Consider the following 11,482-nt stretch of genomic DNA (forward strand, 5'->3'; position numbering starts at 1 on the left):
TCCCGCCCTCCCCGTCCCGATCGGATAGAATCGAAGCTTATTCCCTTTCATTATCCGGGATTCCGCAGAGTACGCAAGACGCAAGTCTTGAGGTTGCGGCCCTTTTTTTACCTATTGCGTTCAGCGGCCTTGCGCCGTCTCCCACTCTTCGACCGTGATGCCGAGCAGCACATGGTCTTCCCACTTGCCGTTGATCTTCAGATATCGTTCCGCCAGACCTTCGCGCCGGAAGCCCGCTTTCTCCAATACTCGCAGCGATGGGGCATTGCGGGGCATGACGCCGGCTTGAACGCGGTGCAGACCGTGTTTGGCGAAAGCGAGTTCCAGTATGCCTTTTACCGCTTCGGTCATATAACCTCGGCCGTTATGCGCTTCGTCGAGAAAATAACCCAAGTTCGCGTTCTGAAAAGGTCCGCGCGCGATACCGGTCAGCGCCGCTCGTCCCAGCAGCTGTCCGTTCTCGCGAAGTCTGACGGCATAAATATAAGCTTGGTCCCGTTCGCGGCCCTGTTGGCTCTGAATGATTTCCGTCCGCTGCCCCGCGAGCGTCAAATACGATTCGGAACGAATCGGTTCCAGCGGTTCCAAGAAGGCCTGATTGCTCAGCCGCAGCGCCAGCAGTTCCTCCGCTTCTTCGGGAACGAAAGCCCGTAATTCCAGTCGTTCGGTCAACATTTGCCAAATCCTCCTTCGTTTCGATCACCCGACTTTTGCTCACGGCCTCTATCGGCCGAAAGGCTGCCTGCTTGCGATCTCTTGTCCCATTATATCAAATGTTTCGGCGGATCATCGTCGCGACGCATCAAAAAAACGCCCCGCCTGCGCGGAACGTTTCGTTAACGTACGGGATCGACGGCTTCAATCGTCTTCTCCCGGCAGCTTCTCTCCTCTATTTTTGCGGTCCCGGAAATTCCGATACAGCTTGGAGACCGTGTCCGGCGTCACGTCGATGCCGCGTTCGTAAGCGTACTTGACCGAATAGCCGAGCGCCAGCGTCACCGAGCCCGCGACTCCGGCAGCCGCTACCGTACCGGCGCCCGGAAACATCTTGACGATCTGCGAAAAAATCGTTTTGCCCAGATTGCCGACGATGGCGGTAATCACGATCTCTTTGGCCGCTTCCTTGCTGATCGGACGCTCGTACAGCGTCGCCAGCTTCGTCAGCAGTCCGATCTGCAAAGCGGTCAACGGCACGATATCCGCGCCCGGCAGCGGAACGGCGCCGATCGCTCCGGCCGAAGCGCCCGCGCCGAGAATCCACTTATTGGCGATCGAAGACTTTTCTTTGATCGTGCGGGCGAACAGAATGTCTTTGCTCTTTTTTTTTAACATCTCGAGGATCGCGTCGCGCAGTTCGTCGATATTCTGCCCGGTGCGCGAAGAGATCGGAATCACGTCGTATTTGTGACCCGTTTCCCTGCGTACGCGCGCGACCAGCCGATCCACTTCGTCCGCCGCGTCGATCTTGTTGAGCACGATCAGGATATTCGGATTTTCTTTCTCCACGATGCGGAACGAACGCTGCTCGCTCTCCGAGAAGACCGTTCCCGCCGCATTCAAGAAAAACAGCACGACGTCGGTCTTGCGAAAATACTCCAGCGTCGCTGCGGAATTTACCGTGTTGACGTCGTTCAGTCCCGGCGTATCGATAAAAAAGATCTTATCCTTATACGGATGCGGATGGATCGCCGTCGTCTCTCCCGGTTCCGCTCCGACGCCCGCAACCTCTTCGCCGACGATCCGATTGATCGTCGAAGATTTGCCCGCATTGACGTCGCCGATCAGCGCGATCAGAATTTCTTCCCGAAGCTGCGCGTTGATCGCGGCCATTTCTTGTTCGAACGCGTCGTCCGCGGCCTGCCGAATCTGTTTTTTCATTTCGTTTTTCTGCGTATCCGTATATCTGTCAAAGCCGCTGAATTCCATCTGGCAACCGCCCTTTCGTCGATTCTGTCGCTGCATGACGCCTATACGCTATCGTTACCCGAAAGGTTTCGCCGACGAAACGAACAAACGATCCGGCTTTACGTTCAAGCGCTGCCGAAAGCTTCGCCGATCGGCGTATGGCCGGAAGTCAGATCGAACGCGCGGCGATACGTGTTGCGGTCTTCCAGCAGCGCCGCGATTACCGCCGCCACGTCGTCGCGCGGAATCGATCCCGGCGCCAAGTTCTCGTCCGCTGCGATCCTGCCGGTTCCGGGATCGTTTTTCAAACCGCCCGGACGCACGATCGTATAATTCAAGCTCGTCGATTCCAGCATCCGGTCCGCGTAATGTTTGGCCGCATAGTAAGGTTTGATCGCTTCCACCCAGTTGTCGCGCTGATGCGCCTGCATGGCGCTGACCATGACGTAACGTTTGATTCCGGCTTTCTCCGCGGCTTCCATCGTCTTGACCGCTCCGTCAAGGTCGATGAGCAGCGTCTTGTCGTCCCCCGTCGATCCGCCCGAGCCCGCGGTAAAGACGATGACGTCGCTGCCCTGCATCGCTTCCGACAGCGCGTCTACGCGATCTTCCAGATTGGCGAGCACCGTCTCGATTCCCAGAGCGCGCAGCTCGTCTTCTTGCTCCAGCTTACGTACCATCGCTTTGACCCGATGTTTGCCTTCCTGCTTCAACAGCCGAACCAGCCGGCTTCCAATCTGTCCGTTCGCTCCGATCACCAATACGTTCATTTCGATTTCCTCCTCGGTTCGTATCGTTTCGGCCTTAATCAACGAATGCTGAACGAGATCTCCGATACTTTGTTCAAGTTGACGCTGATGTCTTTGCCTTCGCTCTCGAAAGTCATGCAGCCGCCTCCTTTGAGTTTCTCGCCGCGAAAAGACGGCTCGATATACGCTTCTTTGAATTCGTTGATCGCAATGTCCATCTCGGCCGGCGTCAGCTCTTCTTTCGAGTCGAAAGCGTACTCCTTCTCGATGCCGTTGTCGTATAATACCCGGATATAGATCGTTCTCATGCTTACTCTTCCTTTCGGCTCTTGGCTGTGCCGGTTATCGGCCTTGTTCTTATTATCGCAAACGGCGGGCCGTAAACCAAATTCCGCTTTCCCGCGCACGTCAAAACGCCGGCTTTCCCGGAGTATCGATACTCCGAAAATAGTCGGCGTTTGCGGAAAATTTGAACATGCGATAGGCGTGTGCGTTTCCGTCGGAAGCTTCGTACACGCTTTATGTACGAAACGTAAACCTTGCATCAGGAGTCCGCAAGAGGCTAACTCACCGTGTGCTCGACCCGCAGCTTATCGGCGATCATGGCGATAAACTCGGAATTGGTCGGCTTGGCTTTGTTGATGCTCACCGTGTAACCGAACAGTTCGCTGATGTTCTGCACGGAACCGCGCGACCAAGCCAGCTCGATCGCATGGCGGATGGCGCGTTCGACGCGGGAAGGGGTCGTGCCGTATTTCTCGGCGATCGACGGATAGAGCGTCTTGGTGATCGAACCCAGAATTTCGATGTTGTGATAGACCATGGTAATGGCTTCGCGCAAGTATTTGTATCCTCGAACATGTACGGGAATGCCGATCTCGTTGATGATCGACGTGATGCTGGCATCGAGCGTCTTGCCTTTGGCCAGAGTTCCGAAGCTCGGCTTGGGCGAAGGCGCGGCCGACATCGGCATGATCGGGGAAGTCGGAATGTTCAGCATCTGCCGCACCCGATTGACCAGCACCTCGATGTCGAACGGCTTCAAGATATAATAGGCCGCTCCGAGTTCCACCGCGCGCTGCGTAATGTTCTCTTGGCCGAATGCCGTCAGCATGATCACTTTCGGACGCGGGTTCAAGTTCATGCTCTGTAACTTCTCCAGTACGCCAAGTCCGTCCAGATGGGGCATGATAATGTCGAGGATCAGAATGTCCGGCATCCGCTCCGCGTCTCGGAGCAGTCCCAGCACTTCTTCCCCGTTAAAGGCGACTCCCGTCACCGTCATGTCTTCCTGTGCGGAAATGTGTTCTTGGAGCATGTGAACGAAATCGCGATTATCGTCCGCAAGCATAACTTCGATGTTTGGCAAAGCCTGTTCCTCCTTATCATCCGGTAGCTAGCCGAATCCTCTGTAATCCGCCGAACTATTTTTATCTTTTTTCCAGATCTACCGTATAAAAATTCGACATCGTTCGTATCATTCCTGCATCATTCACGATTTGACGTCAAATCTCTACCCTTTATTAGTATATCGAGTTATACGCCGATTTCAAACAAAAAATCCCAAAACCGTAAATTAGCACGCAGATCGTACCGGAATACGGCATTTTCTCTGCGATAGCGCTTGTGCAGCATCCCGAAACGAAGCTGGAAACTCTGCCGATTCGGACCTGCACACGGTTTTGGGATCTTGAACGGCGCCTCTCAGGAGACGCGATCGTTTTTGCTTTCTTCCGCTAATTTCAGCATTTCTTGCGCATGATGCAGCGTCTTCTCGGTAATCTCGACGCCGCCGAGCATACGGGCCAACTCCGTTACCCGCCCTTCTTCGTCCAAAGACTCGACCCGGGTCATCGTGCGTTCGCCTTCTACCCGCTTCTCGATCAGATACTGATGATCCGCCATGCAGGCCACTTGCGGCAGGTGAGTGATCGAGAAGACTTGGCAGTCGCGCGACAGCTTGACGAGCTTCTCCGCGATCGATTGAGCCGCGCGTCCGCTGACGCCGGTATCGACTTCGTCGAAGATCAGTACCGGGACTTTGTCGTGCCGGGCGAAAATGCTTTTGAGCGCCAGCATGATCCGCGACAGTTCGCCGCCCGAAGCGATCTTCCCGAGCGGACGCAGCGGTTCGCCGGGATTCGGCGAGATCAGGAACTCCGCGCTGTCCACGCCTTGACGGGTCAGGCGCACGCGCCGTCCTTCGTATTCGAAGCCGCGATCGTCCTGAATCGGCTCGAGCCGCACTTCGATCGAAGTCCGCTGCATCTGGAGATCTTTGAGTTCGCTTTCGATCTGACGGGCCAGTTCGCGCGAGCAATCGCGGCGCAGCGCGCTCAGTTCACGGGCCAAACGCAGCGTTTTCTCGAGCTGTTTGTCGCGTTTGACCGTCAGCTGCTCGAGCCGCTCGTCTTTATTTTCCAACAGATCGGTCTCGCGGTGGATCCGATCGTAATAATCCAAAATTTGTTCGACGCTCTCTCCGTATTTGCGACGCAAGCCCGACAGCAGGTTCAAGCGTTCTTCCACTTCTTCGAGGCGTCCCGGGTTGAACTCGATGTTCTCGCGATAATCACGAAGCTGGAATACGGCATCTTCGAGCTGATAAAAAGCGTTTCTGAGCTGTTCCAGAATCGGCTGCATCGCTTTGGGATCGTAGTTCTCGATATCTTCCAAGCTGGAGATCGCGGAACCGACGGCTTCGAGGCCTCGTTCGCCGTACAGGAGGTTATAGCCTTCCGACACCGACTCCATCAGCTTCTCGCTGTGAGCCAGCTTGGAACGCTCGTCCGCCAATTCGACGTCCTCGCCCGCTTTGAGCTTGGCCGCTTGGATCTCTTCGAGCTGGAAACGGTACATGTCGAGCATCTGCAGCGATTTCTGACTCGTTTCCCGAAGCTCCCGAAGCTCGCGTTCAAGCTTGGCGAGCGCGGAATATTCTTGTTGATACGCCGTCTTGGTCGGCGCGATCCGTTCGCCGCCGTACGCGTCGAGCAGCCCCAGATGGCTCTCGGGACGCAGCAGCGATTGGTGCTCGTGCTGGCCGTGAATATTGATAAGCTGTTCGCCCACTTCGCGCAGCATCGTCATATTGACGAGCTGGCCGTTGATGCGGGACGTGCTCTTGCCTTGAATGTTGACTTCGCGCCGGATCACCAGGTGTTCTTCCGGCGAAGCGGATATGCCGAGCTGCTCCAGCGTCTTCCAGACGGGATGCTGCTCGCCCAGTTCGAACAGGGCTTCCATCTCGGCCTTGTCGGCTCCGTATCGGATCAGATCCGAAGATCCTCGGCCGCCCGAGATCAATCCCAGAGCGTCGATGATGATGGATTTGCCCGCTCCCGTCTCCCCCGACAGGACGTGGAAACCGTGATAGAAATGAACGTCGACGGCTTCGACGACGGCGAGATTGCGAATGGATAATGCGACTAGCATGCACTCACCTCGTTGAAAGTTTCCTCCCCCTGATTCCCGAGAATCTGGGAGGAGGAGGTCAGTTCCATTATATTCATGCGAACGCATGTTTGAGAAGTGGCAAATTTGCAAATCTGCGAAAAAGTTAAGAAATGAACCCCATGATCTGGCTGATCACCGTCTGGCTGTTCTCGGGTTCGCGACAGATCAACAGAATCGTGTCGTCGCCGGAAATGGTGCCCATGATCTCCGACCATTCCATGTTGTCGAGCAGCGCCGCGATCGAGTTCGCCGTGCCCGGCAAACATTTCATCACCACGAGATTGCCGGAATGATCGATATGGACGAAATTGTCCACGAGCGCGCGCTTCAGCTTCTGCACGGGATTGTAACGCTGATCGGTCGGCATCGAATACTTGTATCGGCCGTCGTCCAGCGGGACTTTGACCAGCAGCAGTTCTTTGATATCGCGCGATACCGTCGCTTGCGTCACTTGGAAACCCGCGTTCCGCAATTCGTTCACCAGTTCGTCCTGCGTTTCGATGTCGCGGTTCGAGATAATCTCCCGGATCTTGATATGTCGTTGTCCTTTCATCAGACTCCCCCTATATAGAAATGGTTTACAACTCTATTCAACGCAAAGAAACTCACCGTTCGGCGGATGAGTTTCTGTGAAAATTCCGAGCGGCTTCCGCCGCGGTATTGGACGCCAGCTCACGAATGACTTCTTCGCCGAGCGGCTCCGTTTTTCCTTCCGGAAGCTTCAGGTAAGCGAGAAATTCGACGTTGCCTTCGCCGCCGGTAATCGGCGAGAACGTCAGGCCTCCGATTTCGAAGCCCAGTTCGTTCGCGAAGCTCAGCACTTCGTTCAGCACGTCTTCGTGCACCTTGCGATCGCGGACGACGCCCGACTTGCCGACTTTTTCGCGTCCCGCTTCGAACTGCGGTTTGATCAGCGCGGCGACTTCGGCCGGTCTGCGAAGCAGTTGAAGCAGCGGCGGCAGGATCAGGCGCAGCGAAATAAACGAAACGTCGATGCTCGCGAAATCCGGCTGCGGTCCCTGCAATTCCTCCGGCGTCATGTAACGGAAATTGGTCCGTTCCATCACGCAGACGCGTTCGTCGTTGCGAAGCGACCAGTCGAGCTGGTTATAGCCGACGTCGATCGCGTAGACGTACGAAGCGCCGTTCTGAAGCGCGCAGTCGGTAAATCCTCCGGTCGACGAACCGATGTCCAGCATCGCGCGTCCGGTCATATCGATTCCGAACGTCTTGAGCGCTTTTTCGAGCTTCAAGCCGCCTCGGCTGACATACGGATGCACCGAGCCTTTGACGTGAAGCGCCGCGCTTCGCGGAACTTTCATGCCCGGCTTCTCGATGCGTTCTTGATCGGCGAAGACAAGACCCGCCATGATGGCGGCCTTGGCTTTCTCCCGGCTTTCGTAATACGCCTGCTCCACGAGCAGAACGTCGATTCGTTCTTTGGTTGCTTTCGGTTCTTTTGGCTCGGCCATAATCAGGCTCTCTTTCTGTGTAAAATGCGGATTCGCGGCGCTGTTAAGACGGCAGGCCCGTCTTCAGCTCCAATCGGCTTCCGGTCACGATCTCCCGCGCCAGATTCGCCGCATGTTCCGCCGTGAGACCGGCTTCCTGCTGCTGTTCTTTGATGCTGCCGTGTTCGATAAAGCAGTCCGGAACGCCCATGATGCGGACTTCGGCATGCGAGATTCCGCGCGAAGCATAGAATTCGAGCACCGCTCCGCCCAGACCGCCGGCCTGCGACGCTTCTTCCATCACGAGCATCTTGACGCCGCGATCCGCGAGTTCGGTCAGCATGTTCTCGTCGAGCGGCTTAAGGAAGCGCGCGTTGACGACGCTGGCTTGAATGCCGGACGACTTGAGCAGCTCGGCGGCCGCCAGAGCGGTCTGCACCATCGGACCTACGGCCAGAATCGCGCAGCTGTCGCCTTCGCGAACCGTTTCCCAACTGCCGATCGGAATGTCGCGAAGTACCGGATCGAGCGGCACGCCGAGCGCGTTGATGCGCGGATAACGGAAACCGATCGGTCCTTTATCGTAATCGAGCGCCGTTTTCATCATATGGCGCAGTTCGTTCTCGTCTTTGGGCATCATCAGGACCATATTCGGAATATGGCGCAGGAACGCGATATCGTATACGCCTTGATGCGTCTCGCCGTCCGCGCCTACGAAGCCCGCGCGGTCGATCGCGAACATGACGTTGGCGTTATGCCGGCAGATATCGTGCACGATCTGATCGTAAGCTCGCTGCATGAACGTGGAATAGACCGCGAATACCGGCTTCATCCCTTCCAACGCCATAGCCGCGCACAGCGTCGCCGCATGCTGTTCGGCGATGCCGACGTCGATCATCCGGTTCGGGAAGCGCGACGCGAACTCCATCAAGCCCGAACCGCCCGGCATGGCCGGAGTGACGGCGACGATGCGTTCGTCCTGCTCCGCAAGTTCGATCAACGTCTTGCCGAATACTTCGGTGTACATCGGATTGCCGGCGGACTTGAGCGTCTTGCCGGATTCCATCTTGTAAGGCGAGATGCCGTGCCATTTGTGCGAATCGGCTTCCGCCGGCTTGTAACCTTTGCCTTTGGTCGTCACGACATGCACCAATACGGGGCCTTCGATGTTGTCCGATTGGCGGAACGTCTCCATCAGCTTCGGCAGATCGTGCCCGTCGATCGGGCCGATGTACGTGAAGCCCAGCTCTTCGAACAGCACGCCCGGCACCATCATGTATTTCAAACTGTCTTTGACTTTCTCCGCCGTACGCGCCAGCTTGCCGCCGATCGCCGGAATCTTCTTGATCAGCGATTCGACGTCGTCTTTGGCGCGCAGATAATGTTTGTCCGCGCGCACGCGGCTCAAATAATTATGCATCGCCCCGACGTTCGGAGCGATCGACATCTCGTTGTCGTTCAAGACCACGAGCAAATTCTTTTTCTCGTGTCCGATATGGTTGAGCGCTTCGAACGCCATGCCGCCGGTCAGCGCGCCGTCGCCGATCACCGCCACAACTTTATTGGTTTCGCCTTTGAGGTCGCGCGCCATCGCCATGCCCATCGCCGCGGACAGCGACGTGCTGCTGTGGCCCGCTTCCCAGACGTCGTGTTCGCTTTCGGCGCGTTTGACGAATCCGCACAGCCCTTTGTATTTGCGCAGGGTGTCGAATTTGTCTTGTCTGCCGGTCAAAATCTTGTGTACGTAGGCTTGATGGCCTACGTCGAAAATAAATTTGTCTTTGGGACTGTCGTAGCAATAATGCAAGGCCAACGTCAATTCCACCACGCCCAGATTAGAGGCCAAATGTCCGCCTGTCGCCGACAGCTTCTCGATCAAAAACTGGCGAATCTCCTGAGCCAACGGCGCAAGTTGATCAGTCGGCAGTTTCTTCAGATCGCCGGGTTGATTGATTTGTGGAAGCAGCATATGTCATTCCCCGCTTTCCTTCATTTTCCTGAATGCAGGCCGCATGCGCGGATTGTGGAACGGCATGTTCGTCGTTCGCGCATACGTCCTGGTCGCCCTTGTCGAATATGCGGCGTTCGGCAGCTTCCGATGAAGTCTGTTCGTCCGATGCGCCATAGTACCGGTATTATATCGTTTTTCGGGAAGCAAAGCCAATTTCCGTCCGCGGCTCCGCATCCTAGGCGCTGCCGTTTCTCTGTTGTTCAATACCCAAGCAAGCGAGCGCCGAAACCGGAATTTTCTTATTCGCCTTGTCTCAACGGTCCCGTTCCACCAAATAATCGGCGATGGCAAGCAGCCGCTCGGCGGACTGCAAACCCGCGTTTTCGACGGCCGATTTGGCTTCTTCGCTCAACCGTTTCACTTCCTCGCGCGATCCGTCGATGCCCAGGAAATACGGGTAAGTCACTTTTTCCATTTTGACGTCGCTCTGCGTCTTTTTGCCCAGCTTGCTCTCGTCGCCGACCAGATCGAGAATATCGTCCTGAATCTGGAACGCCAATCCGATGCCTCGGCCGAACGTGCGCAGCGCTTCGAGCTGCTCCGGCGTCGCGCCGGCCGCGCGGCCTCCCGCCAGCAGCGAGAACATGATCAGATCGCTGGTCTTATGCAGATGGATGTATTCGAGCCGCTTCAGGTCGGTAATGCCTTGTTCGCCTTCCATGTCCGCCACTTGGCCGCCGACCATGCCGCGAGGACCCGCGTATTCGGCCAGGTCCGACACGATCGCGATCGCCGCTTCGGCGCCGAGCAGACCGTCTTTGGCCAAAGTCGCGATCACGTAGAAAGCATGCGTCAACAGACCGTCGCCGGCCAGAATCGCCATCGCTTCTCCGAACACTTTGTGGTTCGTCGGTTTGCCCCGGCGCAGATCGTCGTCGTCCATCGCCGGCAGATCGTCATGGACGAGCGAATACGTATGGACCATCTCCACGGCCGCAGCGACGCGGATCGCCGCTTCGCGGCCGCCGCCCAAGCTTTCGCAGGCCGCGACCACAAGCAGAGGACGCAGGCGTTTGCCGCCGGCGTCCAACGAATATCTCATCGACTTCAACAGCGCCTCGGGCATATCCCATTCCGCGGGAAAAGCTTCCTCGAAATAGGCTTCCAAGTCGGACGCCACTTCAGCCATATAGGGTTCAAGCGCGAAAATAGAATTCAAAAGTTGTCGCCGCCTTCCGCTTCGGATGCGAAGTTCCGACGGCGCAATTGGCCGTCCTCTTCGACGATCGTCTCGATCTTACGCTCGACCTGCTCCAATTTCTGGCCGCAGAGCTGAGACAGCTTCATGCCCTGCTGGAACAAGTCGATGGATTTCTCGAGCGGCACGTCGCCCCGTTCGAGTTCGGCGACGATCGCTTCCAGCCGGTCCATCGCCTGCTCGAAGTTCAGTTCGGCGGCGCCGGCTTGCTCCGGGGATCGGTTTCCGGTGTTATTCTCCACTTCGATTGCCCTCCTCCGTCGTATGGATGACCCGACAGTCCAGACTTCCGTCATTGACGCGGATTACGATTCGGTCGCCCTCGCGCACTTCGCGCGCGGATTTGATCAGTTTCTGTTCGCCTTCGTCGTAGACGAGGCTGTACCCCCGAGCCATGACCTTAAGCGGGCTGAGCGCATCGAGCTGACGCATGCCGCCTTGAAGCCGCTGCCGCCGGTCTTTGACGGCGGCGTTCATGGCGGCGGACAGGCGCCCGTCCAGCGCGCCGAGCTGGCGCGCGGCCAACTGGAGCTGCGCGCCGGGATAGAAGCGCGCGAGCCTGCCGTGCAGGCGCGCGTGCTTGTCCCTTCCTGCGGCATGGCGGGCTTCGGTACGCGCCGTCAGGCGGCGCGTCAGCCCGTCGAGCCGCTGCGCGTGCGATTGAAGCGCGCGCTCCGGTTGGCGCAGCACGATTTGGAGATTCAGCAGATCC

The 11,482-nt window shown here is 57.1% G+C and carries 12 protein-coding genes; all 12 read right to left on the bottom strand.

The window, feature by feature from the left end; all coding sequences use genetic code 11:
- Positions 1–120: 120 nt before the first annotated feature.
- Positions 121–675: a GNAT family N-acetyltransferase gene (locus CDO73_RS19220; protein WP_088490145.1), complete on the bottom strand. Its 555-nt coding sequence runs from the start codon at positions 673–675 to the stop codon at positions 121–123.
- Between the two features lie 183 nt (positions 676–858).
- A complete protein-coding gene (locus CDO73_RS19225; RefSeq protein WP_088490157.1) occupies positions 859–1,878 on the bottom strand; it encodes a GTP-binding protein in 1,020 nt (339 codons plus the stop codon).
- A 152-nt stretch (positions 1,879–2,030) separates the two neighbouring features.
- Complete coding sequence (locus CDO73_RS19230) at positions 2,031–2,675, bottom strand: SDR family oxidoreductase (protein ID WP_088490146.1); 645 nt, start codon at positions 2,673–2,675, stop codon at positions 2,031–2,033.
- A gap of 38 nt (positions 2,676–2,713) precedes the next feature.
- A complete protein-coding gene (locus CDO73_RS19235; protein WP_088490147.1) occupies positions 2,714–2,962 on the bottom strand; it encodes a hypothetical protein in 249 nt (82 codons plus the stop codon).
- Positions 2,963–3,216: 254 nt separating this feature from the next.
- Positions 3,217–4,023, bottom strand: a complete 807-nt coding sequence (gene spo0A / locus CDO73_RS19240) for a sporulation transcription factor Spo0A (protein WP_088490148.1) — start codon at positions 4,021–4,023, stop codon at positions 3,217–3,219.
- Between the two features lie 335 nt (positions 4,024–4,358).
- The gene (recN, locus tag CDO73_RS19245) at positions 4,359–6,089 is read right to left on the bottom strand and encodes a DNA repair protein RecN (RefSeq protein WP_088490149.1); all 1,731 of its coding nucleotides are present in this window, start codon (positions 6,087–6,089) and stop codon (positions 4,359–4,361) included.
- 124 nt (positions 6,090–6,213) lie between these two features.
- The gene (ahrC, locus tag CDO73_RS19250) at positions 6,214–6,663 is read right to left on the bottom strand and encodes a transcriptional regulator AhrC/ArgR (protein ID WP_088490150.1); all 450 of its coding nucleotides are present in this window, start codon (positions 6,661–6,663) and stop codon (positions 6,214–6,216) included.
- Between the two features lie 52 nt (positions 6,664–6,715).
- Positions 6,716–7,582 carry a TlyA family RNA methyltransferase gene (locus CDO73_RS19255; RefSeq protein WP_088490151.1) on the bottom strand — a complete coding sequence of 289 codons (867 nt, stop codon included), beginning with the start codon at positions 7,580–7,582 and terminating at the stop codon, positions 6,716–6,718.
- A 43-nt stretch (positions 7,583–7,625) separates the two neighbouring features.
- Positions 7,626–9,530 (bottom strand): 1-deoxy-D-xylulose-5-phosphate synthase, encoded by a 1,905-nt coding sequence (dxs, locus tag CDO73_RS19260; protein WP_088490152.1) that lies wholly within the window; start codon positions 9,528–9,530, stop codon positions 7,626–7,628.
- Positions 9,531–9,825: 295 nt separating this feature from the next.
- Positions 9,826–10,731, bottom strand: a complete 906-nt coding sequence (locus CDO73_RS19265; protein ID WP_373446990.1) for a polyprenyl synthetase family protein — start codon at positions 10,729–10,731, stop codon at positions 9,826–9,828.
- The gene (xseB, locus tag CDO73_RS26835) at positions 10,728–11,012 is read right to left on the bottom strand and encodes an exodeoxyribonuclease VII small subunit (RefSeq protein WP_256972774.1); all 285 of its coding nucleotides are present in this window, start codon (positions 11,010–11,012) and stop codon (positions 10,728–10,730) included. Before xseB ends, CDO73_RS19265 begins: the two co-directional genes overlap by 4 nt.
- Positions 11,002–11,482, bottom strand: a 481-nt coding sequence (locus CDO73_RS19275) for an exodeoxyribonuclease VII large subunit (RefSeq protein WP_306437536.1), incomplete at its 5' end; no start/stop codon positions are given. The genes xseB and CDO73_RS19275, both read right to left, overlap by 11 nt.

Source organism: Saccharibacillus sp. O23, from assembly GCF_002205895.1.
In the GTDB taxonomy this organism is placed as follows: Bacteria; Bacillota; Bacilli; order Paenibacillales; family Paenibacillaceae; genus Saccharibacillus.